At 31.6% G+C, this 18,476-nt stretch carries 14 protein-coding genes and 1 pseudogene; 9 read left to right on the top strand and 6 right to left on the bottom strand.

Annotated features, from left to right (window positions below; genetic code table 11):
• Positions 1-1,463: 1,463 nt before the first annotated feature.
• From FF125_RS00880 to FF125_RS00890, 3 genes are read right to left on the bottom strand one after another with little or no spacing between them, the layout of a single operon-like run.
• On the bottom strand, positions 1,464-1,739 hold the full coding sequence (locus FF125_RS00880; RefSeq protein ID WP_138948017.1) for a hypothetical protein: 276 nt from the start codon (positions 1,737-1,739) through the stop codon (positions 1,464-1,466).
• A gap of 5 nt (positions 1,740-1,744) precedes the next feature.
• Positions 1,745-2,092 (bottom strand): hypothetical protein, encoded by a 348-nt coding sequence (locus tag FF125_RS00885; protein WP_117883897.1) that lies wholly within the window; start codon positions 2,090-2,092, stop codon positions 1,745-1,747.
• A gap of 3 nt (positions 2,093-2,095) precedes the next feature.
• Positions 2,096-2,818: a PA3715 family protein gene (locus FF125_RS00890; RefSeq protein ID WP_138948018.1), complete on the bottom strand. Its 723-nt coding sequence runs from the start codon at positions 2,816-2,818 to the stop codon at positions 2,096-2,098.
• A gap of 155 nt (positions 2,819-2,973) precedes the next feature.
• On the opposite strand from FF125_RS00890, the gene FF125_RS00895 reads away from it, so the two are divergent.
• From FF125_RS00895 to FF125_RS00905, 3 genes are all read left to right on the top strand, one after another.
• Entirely contained in the window at positions 2,974-4,035 is a 1,062-nt protein-coding gene (locus FF125_RS00895; protein WP_138948019.1) for a pyridoxal-phosphate dependent enzyme, read from the top strand.
• Between the two features lie 17 nt (positions 4,036-4,052).
• Positions 4,053-5,123: a DUF1611 domain-containing protein gene (locus FF125_RS00900; RefSeq protein ID WP_138948020.1), complete on the top strand. Its 1,071-nt coding sequence runs from the start codon at positions 4,053-4,055 to the stop codon at positions 5,121-5,123.
• A gap of 197 nt (positions 5,124-5,320) precedes the next feature.
• A complete protein-coding gene (locus FF125_RS00905; protein ID WP_138948021.1) occupies positions 5,321-6,382 on the top strand; it encodes a mandelate racemase/muconate lactonizing enzyme family protein in 1,062 nt (353 codons plus the stop codon).
• Positions 6,383-6,462: 80 nt separating this feature from the next.
• Here FF125_RS00905 and FF125_RS00910 read toward each other — a convergent pair whose 3' ends face one another.
• Positions 6,463-7,104 (bottom strand): spermidine synthase, encoded by a 642-nt coding sequence (locus tag FF125_RS00910; RefSeq protein WP_138948022.1) that lies wholly within the window; start codon positions 7,102-7,104, stop codon positions 6,463-6,465.
• A gap of 322 nt (positions 7,105-7,426) precedes the next feature.
• On the opposite strand from FF125_RS00910, the gene FF125_RS00915 reads away from it, so the two are divergent.
• Positions 7,427-8,701, top strand: a complete 1,275-nt coding sequence (locus tag FF125_RS00915) for a ribonucleotide-diphosphate reductase subunit beta (protein ID WP_138948023.1) — start codon at positions 7,427-7,429, stop codon at positions 8,699-8,701.
• Positions 8,701-10,485: a ribonucleoside-diphosphate reductase subunit alpha gene (locus FF125_RS00920; RefSeq protein ID WP_138948024.1), complete on the top strand. Its 1,785-nt coding sequence runs from the start codon at positions 8,701-8,703 to the stop codon at positions 10,483-10,485. Before FF125_RS00915 ends, FF125_RS00920 begins: the two co-directional genes overlap by 1 nt.
• Before the next feature lie 114 nt (positions 10,486-10,599).
• Here FF125_RS00920 and FF125_RS00925 read toward each other — a convergent pair whose 3' ends face one another.
• Both FF125_RS00925 and FF125_RS00930 read right to left on the bottom strand, forming a co-directional pair.
• Positions 10,600-11,223, bottom strand: a complete 624-nt coding sequence (locus tag FF125_RS00925; protein WP_138948025.1) for an HmuY family protein — start codon at positions 11,221-11,223, stop codon at positions 10,600-10,602.
• Positions 11,224-11,293: 70 nt separating this feature from the next.
• Positions 11,294-13,372, bottom strand: coding sequence for a TonB-dependent receptor plug domain-containing protein (locus tag FF125_RS00930; protein WP_138948026.1), 2,079 nt, complete (start codon positions 13,370-13,372; stop codon positions 11,294-11,296).
• A gap of 430 nt (positions 13,373-13,802) precedes the next feature.
• Here FF125_RS00930 and FF125_RS00935 point away from each other — a divergent pair, with 430 nt between their 5' ends.
• The 4 genes and pseudogenes from FF125_RS00935 to FF125_RS00950 all read left to right on the top strand — a co-directional run bounded on the left by FF125_RS00935 (position 13,803) and on the right by FF125_RS00950 (position 18,468).
• Positions 13,803-14,021: a hypothetical protein gene (locus FF125_RS00935; protein WP_138948027.1), complete on the top strand. Its 219-nt coding sequence runs from the start codon at positions 13,803-13,805 to the stop codon at positions 14,019-14,021.
• 24 nt (positions 14,022-14,045) lie between these two features.
• Complete coding sequence (locus FF125_RS00940) at positions 14,046-14,657, top strand: hypothetical protein (RefSeq protein ID WP_138948028.1); 612 nt, start codon at positions 14,046-14,048, stop codon at positions 14,655-14,657.
• Positions 14,658-14,916: 259 nt separating this feature from the next.
• Positions 14,917-15,167: pseudogene (locus FF125_RS00945) on the top strand (slipin family protein); the annotation flags it as partial.
• Between the two features lie 115 nt (positions 15,168-15,282).
• Positions 15,283-18,468 carry a VIT domain-containing protein gene (locus FF125_RS00950; RefSeq protein ID WP_138948029.1) on the top strand — a complete coding sequence of 1,062 codons (3,186 nt, stop codon included), beginning with the start codon at positions 15,283-15,285 and terminating at the stop codon, positions 18,466-18,468.
• Positions 18,469-18,476 lie beyond the last annotated feature (8 nt).

The following is an 18,476-nucleotide window of genomic DNA, read 5'->3' on the forward strand; positions in this document are numbered from 1 at the left end:
TCGCTGCTTCGATTATAAAACAATCTATAGCATAAAATTCCCCCTTTAAAATTAACTTTTTTATTATAATATTTTTAAACATCTGATATTCAGGTAAATTATGGTGTTTTTTTTCTTTTCTCATGAATAGGAAGTAAGAAGTATAGGGTTATTTTTTTATTGAATTAAGTAAAATTAAGGCAACGTTTTGTTGTATTGGTACAATAAAAAAGTTAGGAGGAGAAAGGTCATTATTTTAGTATGTAAACAAAAAAAGCCTCACTCTTCAGCGGGGCCATTTTTCTCTAACTAAACTATCAACTTAAACTAATTCTTGTACTATTTTATATTAATATTTTTCTAAATCCCTTTGGAGGATTTCCTTAATCTGGGGAGAAAGGAGATAAAGTTTTAATGGTAAATTTTTGTTGTTGTTATCATAAAATTTCCACTTATTACGACTAAAGCATTGTTTGTTTCGCTGCTTCGGTTATAAAACAATCTACGGCATAAAATTCCCCCTTGAGAAAGTGATATTTTTAAATATTATTTTTAACTATTTGGTATAGAGGTGCTAGTGATTATTTTTGTTTTGAAATTACAGAGGTGTTAGTGGTTTTAATTTTGATGGAAGGTTAATGTTTAGGTAAGATTAAGTGTAGTTATGCTAACAATAGTAGTGAATTAATTTTTTGAAAAAAGATTAGTATTATCGTTTTTTTAAACAAAAAACCCCACTCTTCAGTGGGGTTGATTTCTTCTAACTAAACTATCAACTTAAACTAATTTTTGTCTTAATTCTGGGGAGAAAGGAGACATGAGTCTATCGGTTAAATTATTGTCTTTTTCATAGCAATTTTCCCGTTTTCGACTAAAGCGTTGTTTGTAATACTACTTCGAATATGAAACAATTTGCTTTGAGAAATTCCCCCTAAAAAAGTAAATAAAATGTTTTAAAAATTATAACAAACTGATAAACAGTATTTAAAACGATGCTTAATTTAAGGTTTTATTTTGAAAAGTGATTTTACCACCATTTTTAATTGCTGTCGCTTACGAAACAGATTCGTATTTAATTTTTTTTGCATATTAAATTATTGCTATCTTTTAGTTAATACACGTAAATTTTAATTCTGAACTAGTAAAGTTTTCTTTGCAGGTAAACGGATGTTTTTTAAACAAAAAAACCCCACTCTTCAGTGGGGTTGATTTCTTCTAACTAAACTATCAACTTAAACTAATTTTTGTCTTAATTCTAGGGAGAAATGAGACAAGAGTCTATCGGTTAAATTATTGTCTTTTTCATAGCAATTTTCCCGTTTTCGACTAAAGCGTTGTTTGTAACACTGCTTCGAATATGAAACAATTTACTACGAGAAATTCCCCCTAAAAAAGGAAAATAATTATTATACAGACTCTAAGTTGTTGATGTTAAGAAAGATAAGTATTTTGTTGTTCTTTAGTAAAGAGAAATCACAACAATTTCATGATCGTTGTAATCTATATTGAAGGTTGTCATGGGTTCCGCTGGAATATTCCCAATACGGTAGAAAGCCAAATATTATTTTAGATAGGTTTGTAGTTTTTTTGGTTTGAAGAGGTATTATATCTGCTCCGTTTGGGTTGTAAGAAGATTTTAATGTTTTAGTAAATCCAAATTCTTCACTATGTTGCTGGTGGGCTGATTTTCTATCAATTTCTTGACTAAAACTTAAGGTAAATACTAGTAATAAAAGGGAAGTAAGTAAGGTTTTTTTCATGGGGCTCATTCTTTTTTTATGAGTAAATAATAATTGTTTTCTAATGGTAAATAACCTTGGTCATAGATATAAAAATAGGTGTTTCCAGTTTTTGTAGTGTAGATTGATGTGAAAAAGGTGAAATCAAAATTGTGATTCAATAATTTTGCTCTGGTTACTTTTGTTTTACCTGTTGTGTTTAGATCTGAAAGTGTTTTGTAATTTTTTCTTAAGCGATTATTGGTGTTTCTAATTAGGTTTTTACTATCTCTGTTTACTTTATTATTAAAAGCATTACGACAATAATCAGAACAAAACTTTTTATCTTGACGACCAATTATTTTTGATCCACATTCGGGGCATAATTTTTCCATAGATTAGTGTTGTTTATATTTCTCATTTTCATAAGTCAGGGTAACTTTTTCAGTTTGCACAGAAGTTACCTTGTCTTCACATTCACCTTTACTTTCCTCATACACAACAGTTTTGTTGGTAATGTCTACAACGATATCTAAGAAGCCATTAGTTGCGTTTTTAGATATTGACAATTGTCTGCTTTCAATTTCAAATTTTCCATAACACTTCATGTCGGTTTCACCTATCGATTCATAAATAGGGTAGTTCTTTAGTATGTTTTTTAATTTTTTACCATTCGGTGTAAATAGTGAAATTGTACTGTCGTAATAGGGGTTTGGTTGTGACATGCTTCTCGATTTTAAAACAACACCAAATGCGTTTGTGTTTTTATCAATTAAATACGAAGTTGTATCAATACTAATGTCATAAATAAAAATCGCGTCAGATTGCCATCCACTTGTTTCGTAACTTTCAATAAATAAACTTTTAATTTCTTTCGTTTTATTGTTGACTAAAACGACATAACTATCTAACGCAGTAAAATCTTCTTCTTGTTTTCCTATTTTGGGTATTACAATAGCAGTTTCATCTGTATTGTAGGGTAATTGCATTTCGGCGAAGGAACCATCACAATCTTCTTCATTTATATTTAATTGATTCATCACATTTAATGTTAAATCAGATAATTGTGCAAAGGAAATTTGGCAGCAAAAAGCAAAGAATAGAATACTTTTAAAATTCATGGTCATGATTATATATAATGCAATATACAATTTATCCGTTTACATTCAGGTATGCCTTGATTAAATACACTAGTAAGTAATCTTTCAATACTTAATAATATTTTAAGTAGATGTTCTATTTTTCAGTAATTTAGCTTAGTTAATTACGTACTATAATGGATTTAAAAGATGGTGTAAAAACCTCGGAAAATAAAGTGTCCTCTGAAGCTTATAAGCTATGTGAATTTGTTAAAGATAAAAGCAATTCATTGATAGATCGATTAGAAAGTTTCGAAGATATTATTAATTTGGAATCTGGAGATACAGGTTTAAATAGAGCAAAAACGCTGGAACGTGAGTTTGATATTCGTCAATTATATATAAAATATGAGGGAGACAATCCGACAGGTACACAAAAAGATCGTATAGCTTTTGCTCAAGTTTATGATGCATTGCGTAGAGAGTTTGATGTAATTTCTTTAGCTACCTGTGGTAATTATGGTGTAGCAATGGCATTAGCTTCAAATCTTGCCGGCATTAAATGTAAAATTTACATACCGGAAACTTATCATACTGATCGGATTATTGAAATGGAGTCACTCAATGCAGAAATTATACGTTTGCCTGGAAGTTATGAAGATGTTGTTATGAGTAGCACGGTAATTGCTGAAAAAAATGGGTGGTATGATGCCAACCCAGGAGGCGTAAATACACCTTTGCAAATTTCAGCCTATTCACAAATAGCTTTTGAAATTGTTGAAGAATTAGGTGATGCACCTATGTATTGTGCTGCTCCAGTTTCTAATGGCACTTTGTTTGCTGGTATCTATCGCGGATTTGTAAGTCTTTACAAAAGAGGGAAAACTTCTAGAATTCCTAAAATGATTGCCGGATCTTCTTCTGGTAAAAACCCTATTGTACAATCTTTTAAACAAGGCTTAGACTATTGTAAAGATTTAAACCCTGAAGCTATAAAAGAAACAAAATACAATGAACCCTTAATTAATTGGCATAGTTTTGATGGTGAAGAGGCGTTATATGCCTTGCAACAATCGGAAGGTGAGGCATTCAATATTAGTGATAAAAAAATGAAAGAAATGTGTTCGTTCTTGTTGAAAAAAGAAGGGATAAAAATATTGCCAGCGGCTACAGCAGGTCTTATTGCCTTATTAGAATTAGATGAAAAATTAAACTTTAAACCTGATAGATTTGTGGCAGTTATCACCGCAAAATTTTAAAATAAAATTAGTTAAAGATGAAAAATTCAATTGATGGAAAAGCATTAGTTTATTGTGACGATGCTTTTAACACGCCTAACGGAAAAACGGCTCACGGATTAGTTCGTTTTACCGAACGATACGACGTTGTTGGTGTTATTGATGGTAATTATGCTGGGCAAGATGCTGGGCAAGTATTGGATGGAAAAGCAAATAATATACCAATTTTTAAAAGTATTGAAAGTGCTGTAAAGAAGCTGACAGAAACGAATAATGCACCTAGATCTTTGGTTATTGGGTTAGCTCCTGATGGAGGTCGTTTACCAATTCAGGCTAAAGATACTATTAAAAAAGCCTTAGAAATGGGGTGGAACGTTGATAGTGGATTACATGATTTTCTAACAAATGATAAAGTGCTAACGAAATTAGCTGCTGAAAATAATTGCACTATTAGAGACGTACGTAAAACTCCAGATAGAGATCAACTTCATTTTTTTACAGGAGACATAGAAAAAGTTAATTGTTTAAAATTAGCCATTTTAGGTACAGATTCTGCCATTGGTAAACGCACCACAGCTTGGATTATCGTTCACGCTTTTCGAAAAGCTGGACTAAAGTCGGAAATGATAGGAACTGGTCAAACTGCATGGATGCAAGGGGCTAAGTATTCTATGATTATGGATAGCTGTATCAATGATTTTGTCTCTGGAGAAATTGAACACGCAGTAGTCAGTGCCTACAGCAATGAAAAGCCTAATGTTATTGTCATTGAAGGTCAAGGAAGTTTAATGAATCCTGCCTACCCAGGTGGATTTGAAATTTTAGCTGCTGGAAGACCAGATTATGTTATTTTACAGCATGCTCCTAAACGTGTTGAGTATGATGGGTTTCCTGGATATAAATTGCATTCAATAAAGGAGCAAATCAATGCTATTGAGGTTATTTCGGGTAAAAAAGTAATTGCAATTACCATAAACCACGAAGAAATGACAGCAGATGAAATTTTACCTGCTTGCGAAGCAGTAGAAAAAGAAACAGGATTACCAACTTTTGATGTATTGGCTCATGGAGCTGACGAGTTAATTAGTCTGTTAAAATCGAAAATCTAATAACCAATAATGCTGCATACATTAATTTTCCTCTTTTATAAGTCCATCAAATTATTGTTGAGCTCATAAGGGTAAAAGTAACGTATAGCATTATCAAAATAACACTAGGTCATATGTGGTGTTTTTAATATTTAGGCCTGCTCCTAATTTCAGTACCTTGTTACTAATCAAGTAGTCCGTTTAGCTTTTAAATAAAAATGAGAATTAATAAAATATCTTACCAACGTTTTGAAATTAAATTATCAGAACCTTATACCATTGCGTATGAAACCATAAGTAAATCGGTTAACTTTATTCTAAAAATAGAAACCGAATCCCTTTTGGTGGGGTACGGTTGTGCAGCACCTGACCCGGTAGTTACGAATGAAACTCCTGAAGCGGTAGAAACAGCTATTAATGATATTATCATTCCTTTTTTAAAAGGTAAAAACCCATTTCATTATGCTAAAATACTTGCGGATTTAAAAGTGTTGTTAAAAGAAAAGTCATCATCCTTGGCCATGGTAGATTTGGCATTACATGATTTAATCGCCAAAAAAGCGGACGTGCCGTTGTATCAATATTTAGGAGGTTATCGCAATAGTATTGCAACGAGTATTACTATTGGGATTCTTCCAATACAAGAAACATTGAAACAAGCCACAGAATTTGTAAAACAAGGGTTTAGTATTTTAAAGATTAAGGGGGGACTCGATGTTTCAGAAGATATTGAAAAGATGATGCGAATACATGAAGCCTACCCGAATATTAAATTGCGATTTGATGGAAATCAAGGCTATTCTTTTTCTGAATCTATTGCCTTTGTAAAAGGAACTGAAAAAATTGGAATAGAAGTATTTGAACAACCAACATTAGTTGAGAATGAAGAAAAATTAGGTAAAGTAACCCAAAATGTGCACTTGCCAGTAATGGCTGATGAAAGTTTAAAAACATTAAAAGATGTCTTCCGTCTCGCCCAAAATGAGCATATCGATATGGTGAATATTAAATTGCAGAAAGTAGGTGGTATTTTAGAAGGGTTGCATATAAATTCTGTGGCTAAATCGGCTAAATTAGAAGCTATGGTGGGGTGTATTGATGAGTGTGGTTTAGGTATTTCAGCAGGCTTACATTTTGCTCTTTCTAGACCTAATATTCATTATGCTGACTTAGACGGGCACCTCGATATGATCAACGATCCATGTAAAGGTTTGTTTACTTTAAAAGATGGAGTACTTTATCCTAGTTCTTATCCAGGATTGGGTAATTTAAATCTTTAGTATTTTTTCACCTGCCACAATGGTATTTAGTATATTAAAATACAGTTATTTACAAAAGATTTAATACTAATCGGTATGTTTTATTTTATATTTTTATTGGCAATAAGCAATGTATTTGAGCCATTTACCTTTTCTTCAATGGCAACATCATAGTTTTTACCTTCTAATAATTGCACAATTTTGGTAATTTTATTTCCATCTTTCAATTCTAAAGAAGCGTTGCATAAAATAGTAGAAGAAGCGTTCGTTAAATTTCTCCAAAATGGACTTTCTAAAAATGGACTGGGCACCTTAGTGTCAATGTATAAATCAATGATTATTAAATCGAAATTTTTGGTGTTTAGCTGCATGAAAAGTTCGGCGTCATCACAAATAATAGAAAGATTTTCACCTTCTTTAACATCAAACTCTTCGTCGGCAATTTTTATAATTACAGGGTCAATTTCTACAGCTGTAATTTTATGTTTATAATTGAAATCGTTTTGTAAGGTTTTAATAACGCTACCACCTCCCATACCTAAAATAAGGATTTCTTTACAAGTACTAAGATCAACTTTTTGCAAGCCTATTTTTAATATTTTCTGTAGAGAGCCGTATGAATAGTTGGCATTTTTAGAATTTAGGTGCTTAATGCCATTATACCAAGTAATTTCCAATTCGCCACTAAAATTAGAGGTTATTTTTTTGGTAACTGGGTAAATATAACTGAAGAGTTTTTTCATTTGAAAAACAAATTTACGATTAATTTGAAACATTTGTTAATAAAATTTCGACTGCTAAGACGGGTGTAGATAATCAAAATTTTTGCCAACGTTGTTAGTTTCAAACAAGTACAAAAGTCGAGGTAAATAATAGATTTTTATGAACTTGATTATGCAAATTAAGTATTGATAGTTAAACGTTTGTAAATCAATATTGTTGAAGTGATACTAACACAATGTTAATAAAAATTGGAAAAAGATAATCTTGGGTATGTGAAATGAAAGCGATAAAACAGCAATTTTACAGTCCTCAACTTCACGAGTATTTTAAAATAAATTTGCCATGGAAATTACGCATTTAGTAAAACGGGATTATACTAAAGAATCGTTTCAGTTATATAAAATAACTCAAGCTGTTTTTAAAGCAATGAGAGCCGCTGAGCATGGAGATATTGATGATGCTGAAAAAATTACTGAAAGTGTTTATCAATCTCTTTTAGAGAGAAAAGCAAAACATCAAGACTATTTGCCTACCATTGAGCAAGTACAAGATTTTGTTGAGAACAAGTTAATGGAAAGTGGCTTTTTTGATGTTGCTAAAGGGTATATTCTTTATAGAAATGAGCAAGCTCAAAAACGTAAATCGAATATTTTTGAAAAGAGAATTAACCTAAAACCTTACGAGTATCCAGCACTTTACGAATATGTTTCGGCAATTCGTCATTCATATTGGATTCATACTGAATATAATTATACAAGTGATGTTCAAGATTTTAAAACTCGCTTAACTGAAGTAGAGCAAAGTGCTATAAAAAACACAATGTTGGCCATTTCTCAAATTGAAGTAGCCGTTAAAAGTTTTTGGGGCGATATTTATCATAAAATGCCTAAACCAGAAATAGGTTCAGTAGGTGCAACATTTGCAGAAAGTGAAGTGCGTCATCATGATGCGTATTCACATTTACTTGAAATTTTAGGTTTGAATGATGAATTTAAGAACCTAAAGAAAAAACCTGTAATTATGAAACGGGTTCAATATTTGGAAACTGCTTTAAAGAATGCCAAAAGTGATGATAATAAAGAATATGCAGAATCTATTTTGCTTTTCTCATTATTTATCGAACATGTATCATTGTTTTCTCAGTTTTTAATCATAATGGCTTTTAACAAGCATAAAAACATGTTAAAAGGTATTTCAAATGTTGTAGAAGCAACATCTAAAGAAGAACAAATTCATGGTGATTTTGGTATCGATATTATCAAAATAATTAAAGATGAAAATCCTGATTGGTTTGATGATGATCACGCCAACATGATTCAAGACATGTGTCGAGAAGCATTTGTTTCTGAAAGCAGTATTGTAGATTGGATTTTTGAAGCAGGCGAATTAGATTTTCTACCAAAAGCATTGGTAAATGAATTTATCAAAAAACGTTTTAACAATTCTTTAGAGAGCATTGGCATTGCTAAAGTATTTGAAGTAGACGAAATATTATTAAACGAAACCGAGTGGTTTGACGATGAAATTATTGGCACCAAACATGGCGATTTTTTCGTAAAACGCTCAATCAACTATAGTAAAAGAACCAAAAGTATAACCAGCGACGACTTATTTTAATGAACGACTTAAACAAAACACAAGAATCAACAAAGACAACTTTATTAAACGAACAACTTTTAAAAGCAAGAAAAGAAACGCTTAAAAATTTAGCTCCATCAAAAGAAACCGGTTTTGAATGGTTAAATGAACATAGTCGTAATTTTTTAAATTCGGGCTATTTATCAGAAGGCGTAAATGCAGAGCAACGAATTAGAGAAATTGCTGATAGAGCAGAACAAATTTTAGATATGCCTGGTTTTTCAGAGAAATTCTTTGGCTATATGTCAGAAGGGTTTTTCTCATTAGCTTCACCAGTATGGTCAAACTTCGGTAAAGAAAGAGGTTTGCCAATTAGCTGTTTTGGTTCGCATATTGGCGATGATATGGGTAATATACTTTATACCCAATCTGAAGTGGGTATGATGTCTAAACTTGGAGGTGGAACTTCAGGATATTTTGGAAAAATAAGAGGTCGTGGTGCTGAAGTGACAGACAACGGACAAGCGTCTGGAGCAGTGCATATTATGCAGCTTTTTGAATCTATGGTAGATGTCGTTAGCCAAGGTTCTATACGTCGTGGTCGTTTTTCGCCTTACTTACCTGTAGAGCATCCAGATATTATGGAATTTTTGGAAATCGGTACTGAAGGTAATCCAATTCAAGAGTTAACACACGGTGTAACGGTTACAGATAAGTGGATGCAAGAAATGATTGATGGTGATGCTGATAAGCGTACTATTTGGGCCAAAGTTTTACAACGTAGAGGTGAAATGGGTTATCCTTATATTTTCTTTAAAGATCACGCTAACAATTTTGCGGCCGATGTATATAAAGACAAACAACATACCGTTTATGCAAGTAATTTATGTACGGAGATTATGTTACCATCAAACGATGATTGGTCGTTTGTATGTGTTTTATCATCAGTAAATGTGCTTCATTATGATAGATGGAAGGATACAGATGCTGTTGAAACTATGGTTTACTTTTTAGATGCAGTAATCTCAGAATTTCTTGAGAAGTTAGAAAGATATCGCGATTCTGATAGTCGTGAAGATCGTCAAACGTTCTTGTTTATGGAGCGTGCTTATAATTTTGCAAAAGACAATCGTGCTTTAGGGTTAGGTGTTTTAGGTTGGCATTCATTATTGCAGTCTAAAGAACTAGCATTTAATAGTGAAAAAGCGTACATGTTAAACAACGAGATCTTTAAAAATATTAAGGTGAAATCTTACAAAGCATCTGCTGAGTTAGCTGATAAATTTGGAGAACCAGCGGTTTTAAAAGGATACGGAAGAAGAAATGCTACATTGAATGCTGTTGCACCAACAACATCATCAGCGTTTATTTTAGGGCAAGTTTCTCAAGGTATTGAGCCAATTTGGTCTAATATTTATGTAAAAGATATTGCGAAAGTAAAAACTACTATTAAAAATCCATTCTTAGTTAAGTTATTGGAAGAGAAAGGTCAAAATACGACTAGTGTTTGGCATAGTATCCGTGAACGGGATGGTTCAGTACAACATTTAGAGTTTTTAAGTGAGAATGAAAAAGAGGTGTTTAAAACATATCCTGAAATAGATCAAATGGATGTTGTTTATCAAGCAGCCAATCGTCAAAATCATATTGATCAGGGGCAATCGGTAAACCTAATTATACACCCAGATACTCCTGTTAAGGAAATCAACAAAATACATGTTACAGCATGGCAAATGGGCTTAAAGTCATTGTACTATCAACATAGTATGAATGCTGCTCAGAAGTTTAAACAAAAGAAAGAGTGTAGTAGTTGCGAAGCGTAATTATTAGTTTACAATCCATAAAAAAAGCCAGATACAATTAAATGTATCTGGCTTTTTTGTTGACTTTTTAAATAGATTTCAAATCTAATAATAAAGAGGTTTTACTTCTTTTTTTTAGAAGGTTGTTACACCGTCATTTGGTTGATAAACATAATTGAAAGTAAAATAAGGACTTTCGCTAGTGTAAGCATCAGGTTCTGCCGGAGCATCTTTATAATAGCTCAAAATCTCCATTTTTGCATAGTTTCCAGTTCTTGTTTTAACTACTATTATTTTTCCTGGTGTAGGGTTAATTATATGTGAGGTTGCATCATAAGTATACCAATTTGCTAAAACATACCCTCCTTCAGAGTCTTGGTTTAGTAATGTTGTATTTACTTCCGTAATGGTACTTAAAGTACCAGAAGCAATATATCCTGCAGCTTCATTAGTTCTTGTCGGTTCATCTATTGCTCCGGCAGATACACCACCATTAACAATAATTGATTGACCTCTAAAAGCGATATCCCATTCTGTTTCGCTTGTTGTGGTTAAACCTGTTGCAAAATCGAACTTTGTAAATTCCCCTGAAGCTGGACCAGGTGCTCCTTGTTGACTTCCACCACCTACTGGTGCGTATAAATTGACTACGTTTTCAGATTTTACTTCTACTAACGGAGTTGGGTCATCGTCATCACTACATGATGTAAATCCTACAAATAATGCTACTACTATTAAAAATTTTATTGTTTTACTCATAGAATTACTATTTTTTGTAATGTGTTCGTGATTTTTCTTTGAAAAGTTCATGTTTATTTATTGTTATAAATTATAATTGAATATTAAGTTTTGCGTAAAGAATTCTACCTGGTATATTACCAATATTTTGAGGATCCGTAAAATCGAAAATATTGTCAATACCAAGTCCTAATCTATAGTTTTTATAAATGGTTTTGTTTACTGCAACATTTACAATTGTATAGCCATCAACAAAATCGTCATAACTATCTAAGTAACTATTACCGTTTTTATCATTTAAACCATATTTACTTCGGTAGGTTCCTCTAATGTTGGTATCCATTTTCCATTCAGGAATAGTATAAAAGACCTTCAAATTTGCCATATGGCGAGAGCGATTAAACAAACCGAAGTAATCATCTTTTTTGAGTTGAAATGAAGGGGAACTGGCATCTACTCTGGCAAATACTTCTCCATTTTTAAATTCTTTTTCTGCGTCCTTATCTTTTGCATATAGCAATTGATAACCTCCTGTAATTTTTAATTGATTTTCAGGCCTCCAAGTGATATTAAATTCTGAACCTTGTGTGTAGACTTTGTTTATATTAAAATAACTGAATACACTTTGTCCATTCGTTTTAGTAGCAACTATTTTATTATCTATTAAATCATCAATATTATTCCTAAATAAGTTCAGGTCTAACTTAAGTGTTTCAGATATTTTATAGTCAAAGCCCAAATCTATACTCACAGAGTTTTCAGGTTTTAATTCACTATCAAATTGGTCTAATGAAATAGAAATTATAGCTAATTGACCTTGCTCCTCTAATGCCTTGATGGCATCTGGGGCAGCGTTGTATCCTAAAAGTGTATAGCCAATAGTGGCATTTGTAAAGTTAAAATAGAGCTGTCTAAAGTCAGGAGCTTTAAATCCGTAACCTAAAGAGCCTTTTAAAGCTAGTTTCTCATTTACTTCATAGCGTAATGCTACTTTTGGACTAAACTGAGATTTGTATTCACTGTGGCCATCAAAGCGTGCACCTAAAATAATATTTATTTTTTCTGTGGGATTTCCATCATATTGTAAATAGGCATATGGTGAGTTATAAACGGGTTTTTCAGAAAAATCAGTCCTATCTAAAGTTTCATGATTAAAGCCAGTACCAGCGATAAATGATGATTTATCATTCGGGTCATAAGTCGCCCTAATTTCTGGACGAACTAACAATTGCTTATAAAAAGCATCAGTTGCCGAAGTAGAATTGGCATCATCTAAATATTCATTGGCGTTATATTGAGTAGCATAGAATTCAAAATAACTACTCCATGTATCACTATACTTATTATTTAATTTAATATGTGTATTCCAATCTTCTATTTTTGTTTCACCTTTCAATAATGACGAGGCAACATAATCTTGCTTTTGATTGTAATATTTACCAGCAACAATCAAATCAGTTCTGTTCGAAAATTTATAGGTTAGTTTGGGGTTAATGGTGAAATTTCGAAAAGGATCAACAGTACTTAGCCCGTTACGATCAGTTAAACTATAACCATCACTACTATATCTATTAAAGAAAGTGCTAATACCTAATTTGTCTTTTTTGTAGCTTATTGTTGTACCTAAATCGTGTGTGTTAAATGAACTTATTCTATAATTTAGGTTTCCATGAAAACCATTTTTAGGTGTTTCTGTAATAATGTTGATAACACCACCAAGAGCTTCGCTGCCATAGAGGCTAGAGGAAGCACCACGTACTACCTCAATTTGTTTAATATTACCTACAGTTATTCTACTAATGTCTAAGGTACCTGCCAAACGACCTACCAAGGGTGCACCATCTACTAGAATTAATGTATATGCTCCATCTAAACCTTGCATTTGAATACCTTTGCTACCACCAAAATCGGGTATCGTTATTAATCCGGTTTGTTCATTTAAAATATTATTTAAACGAACTGAATTAGAGCGTTGAATGTCTTTTTGAGAAATAATTTGGGCAGGTAGTGGGAGTGAAGATAATTGTCTAATCGTTCTAGTAGCGGTAACTATAATTTCTTCTAAATTTTCAATTTTTACAGAATCTTTTGTAGTAGGGTTTTCCTCTTGAGAAGAAACAAGAAAGGTGAAAAAAAGTGATAATAAAGTAAAGATATGTTTTTTACTCAAACCCGTTTTGGTGAAATTTCGTGCAAATATATGGGTTATTTTGAATCAATCTAAATAGGTTCAGTTAAAATTTAATTATTTTCATACATTTAAAATTAGATCATTAAAAATGAAACACTTAGTAAAGTTATATATGCTATTTGTTACTTGAACAATTTACTAATAAACATGTTTTAGTAATATAAATAAAAGTTGTAAAAAATATTTAATCATTATTTGCGTTATAGTTCTACAAAATGCTAGAGGCGGAAAATCGCTTTGAGCGAGAAAAAGTGAAAGACCGTCTGCTAGGCGGTCTTTTTAATTATAAATATTTCTTCAAATAGTCTAAATATTCTTTGATAAGCCGCGAATATAGATTGCCTAATTTTCCGAAAACATAAGTTTTATACATTTGAAACGTTTAATAGTTTAACTAAAACCAAAAATTATGTCAAAAATAGGAGGTTACATTGCAATCTTTGGAATTGCATCAATCATTTTATATTTCTTTAATTACGAGTTGAGAATCCTCAGTTGGATCGGACTTTGGGGAGAAACCACAGCTTGGATCATTAGAATAGGTCTTGTAGTGTTAGGTGCCGTACTTTTCTTTATTGGGGCAAGTGGAGATTCAGAAGAAGAGGTAGAGGTTCAACGACCAGAATAATATTAAAAAGGTTATCGATCCAAAATGAAAAAGTCAAAACCCAAATTATGGAAACGGATTCTTTTTGGATTGATAGCCTTTATTTTTACAATGGCTGTTTTTATTGGTGGTGTATTTTTAAAAGCCAATTACCTAAAGAATGAAGCAGCTCAATTAACTGAGAAAGATTTTATTACAGAGGAGGTAGTAATCGATTCGGCATATACAAAGCTGATTTATCAAATGCCTTGGCCTCTTTATCTTAGAAAAGTTGTTTTTGCAGAAATAACCTTTTCCTTAAAAAACAAGCCTATATACTTTCGTTCGCCGCAATTTGTACGCAATAGTAACTCATTCAGTGAATCTAGAATGAGAAACTTAAACTTGAAACATGGTGACACCGTTTCCATTATCTATAAAAAGACAGCCCTTGAAGCTGCAAAAAGTCCCAACTTTTTATCTAAATTCTATCATCGTTATAAAACACCGTTAGTATATAACATGAGCAACGATAATGGTAAGTTATTTGATGTTGGGTTGGATTACGATGAATATATTGACGAAAAAATTCACAATGAATCGTTTTATTACTTAATTATACTCTTCACGATAATTAGCATTGCGTTTGTAGGTTTTAAGTTTAATCTTATTAAATAATAGAAATTTTACTTTCTCAACTCTACCGACCAATAACCCAAGGTAATTATTAGCCTTTCCCTAACCCAAAATCACCATTCCCTCATTGGTAGTTTTTTTAAAAGGTATACCAACCTACTTTTGGTATCAAATCAACTAATTATGAAAAAGCTAATTATTTTAATTTCATTTTTGATTCCAATTTTAGTCTCCGCTCAACAAAATGTAATTTAAGGGATGCTTTCTCATGAAATAGGACCATTACCTGTTTTTTCAATTGTTATTAAAGGCACAAAAGAAAGCACAGGCCAATGTAATTGTAAGGCGTGAAGAAACTGCTTCAACACTTAGCTTATTGAATATTGTAAAATTGATGGAAGACAATGAAATTTTATTTAAGCTTAAGGAAATGGAGTATATTGAAAAAATGTCGATAAAATTTGTGAAATACTTGTATCAGGTAATGGTGGTCTGGTATCTCAATTAAAGGAGATTTTTTCAGTGAGTAAGTGGCTAAAAGCGTTAAAATAAGTTGACGCTTTTTTGTGTTTATCATATTAGTATTGTAAATATTAAAAAAATTTCACAAGCAATTGGCATAAATTTTGCAGATTTCTTAAAACATTTTTTTTCTAAAATTGACCCTATGAAAAAAGTAATTAGCTTTTGTATTTCCTTATTTATTTTAGTATTTGGATATGCTCAAAGATGCCCAACATTAAAAGTAAAAAATCAAGAATTAGGCCTGTCATTATTAGATATTAAGGTTGATATCGTAGGTAATATAGCAACAACAACCTATGATATGCTTTTTTACAATCCCACAAATTCAGTGTTGGAAGGAGAATTATCATTTCCTTTGGGAGAAGATCATAATGTTTCACGATTTGCCTTAGAGGTGAATGGGAAATTAAGAGAAGCAGTTGTCGTTGAAAAAGAATTAGGTCGAATTGCTTTTGAAAATGTGGTTAGAAGGGGAGTCGATCCGGCATTACTTGAAAAGGGTTCGGGTAACAATTACAAAGCTCGTATTTATCCTATTCCCGCAAAGGGCTATAAAAGGGTTTTATTGGCTTATGAGCAAGAACTTGTTTTTCATCTTAATTCTCATGCTTATGAATTACCCCTAAATTTTAAGAATAAACTAGATTCCTTCAAGTTAAATATCTCGGTCTTTGATCAAAAATACAAACCAATTATTGAGAAAAATGGCATTTCAGAACTTGAATTTTCAAATTGGAATAAGAATTATTCAATTGACATTAAAAAGAGAAATTACATTGCAAATAAGCCATTATTAATTAAAATCCCTTTATCGTTTACCACAGAAAAGGTAATGGTTAGTGACAATTACTTTTATATATATAAAACGCTATCTCCAAAGAAAAGACTCCGAAGAAAACCAAATTTTATTACCATCTATTGGGATGCGTCACTTTCATTACGAGAACGGAATATTGAGAAGGAAATTAATTTTTTACAGGAGTATTTTGCATATCATAAAAATGTAAAAGTACAATTAGTTACATTTAGTAATACGGTATTAAAGGATAAATTATTTACTGTAAAAAATGGAAATTGGGAATCTTTAAAAAAAGAATTAGAAGAGGTTGTTTATGATGGAGGAACCAATTATTCAATCCTTTCTTCAAAAATAAAAAATACAGATGTCTGCTTGTTATTTACGGATGGAATGGCAACTTTAAGTAATTTGGAATTAAAAAGAGAGACTCCAGTTTTTGTTATAAATAGTAATTTGAAATCTAACCATGCAGGGTTGAAAAGACTTGCTGAAGTAACATATGGAAGTTATATAAATCTCCAAACCAAGGCTATTTCTGAAGCAATATCAAAAATGAAATTTGAACCTTATAAGTTCTTGGGTTACGAATCTAACAATAATTTAGAAGTTTATCCTGTTTCACCTATTAGTGTTTCAAATGATTTTTCTATTTCTGGTAAATATTCGGACAACATAAAGAATATTGTTTTAAAATTTGGATACGGAAACGAGGTCCTTCAAAGGGTTGAAATTGACATGAAAAAAACTACAATTCACAAAATTGTAGAAAGAATTTGGGCTCAGAAAAAATTAGAGAACCTAATGTTAAATGTCAAAAAGAATAAACATCAAATAACAGAATTAGCTAAAGCATTTAGTTTGGTAACTAAGTACACCTCTTTAATTGTGTTGGAAGATATTAGAGATTATGTCACTTATCAAATAACTCCTCCTGCAGAATTATTAGAAGAATACAACAGTATTCTGGCACAACAAGAAGAAAAGAATATTAGTCCACCTAGACGTAATAATGTTGAAGATAATGCTCGTATGATGAGAACTCTACCAAAGCCTGAATCTATTCAAGTGGTTAGTGATGAAATTGAATTAGAAGAAAAAGTGTTGGAATCCAATGATATGGTAGTGATGAATGAAATCGTTGAAATTGTTGAGGATAGTGAAGAAATTGAAGATGTCCCTTTTTCCATAATTGAAGAAGTGCCGGTTTATCCAGGTTGCGAGGGTTCCAATGATGAAAAGAAAAAATGTTTTAGTGATAGTATAACTCATCATTTTAGTGAAAACTTTAATGCTGAACTAAGTAATAATTTAGGTCTTTCGGAAGGTACATATAGAGTTTATGCACGATTTACTATAAACAGACGTGGTAATGTTGTGAATTTACTAGCAAGAGGACCACATAGAAAACTAGAAGTTGAAACCGTTAGAGTGCTGCGTTTGTTACCAAAAATGATTCCTGGAAAACAAAGAGGAAGAGCAGTAGCAGTTAATTATACGTTACCTATAGTTTTCAAAATAGGTTCTGGTAGTCAAGGGCAATCATTCACCATAGAACCATATGTATTTACACCTTCTCGAGATGTAGCTAATTATAGAAAATATAAAGGTGACCTCACTGTAAAAGAGAGAGGCGTTAAAACTGATTATTTAAGCGAATTAGAATTAGCCACAAACAAAGAACAAGCCTATCAAATCTATCTAGGACAAAGAGAAAACTATTTAGAAACACCTGCTTACTTTGTAGATGTTGCCAATCACTTTAAGCTCGATTATAATGATACTATTTATTCATCTAGAATTCTATCTAATATAGCAGAAATAGATTTTGATAATTATGAATTATTAAAGGTGTTTGCCTATCAATTACAAATTGACAAACACGATGATATGGCACTATTCATATTTAAGCAAATATTGAATTTAAGACCTGAAGATTCTCAGTCGTACAGAGATTTGGCAATTGCATATCAGAACATAGGCTATTGTCAAGAAGCATTAGATTTATTTAACAGTGTTATTACGGGTGAAATTTATAAAAATTCTCATAGACGTAAATTTAAAGGAATAGAAACAATTGCCAGAAATGAAATTAGATACCTTATTCAAAAATACAAAGATGATTTGGATCTAAGTAAGGTTGATAAAGAGCTGTTAGATTCGGTAAATTATGATATACGAGTTGTTGTAGATTGGAACCATAATGATACTGATATCGATTTGCATATTATAGATCCAAATTTAGAAGAATGTTTTTACAGTCATAATAAAACAACTATTGGTGGTTATATGACTGAAGATATGACACAAGGTTTTGGTCCCGAAGAGTTCACTTTAAAAAATGCTATTAAAGGAGCATATTATGTAAAAATTAAATATTTTGGAGATAGATACCAAAAGGTTGAAAACCCTACATTTATGAAAGTTACAATTTATAAAAAGTTCGGAACAGAAAAGGAAACAAAGGAGACTCAAATTATAAGGCTTACTAAAAACGATGAAGAAGAAATAATTGCTAAGTTAATGTTTTAAAGTTTTTT

The organism is Aureibaculum algae (genome assembly GCF_006065315.1).
GTDB lineage: Bacteria > Bacteroidota > Bacteroidia > Flavobacteriales > Flavobacteriaceae > Aureibaculum > Aureibaculum algae.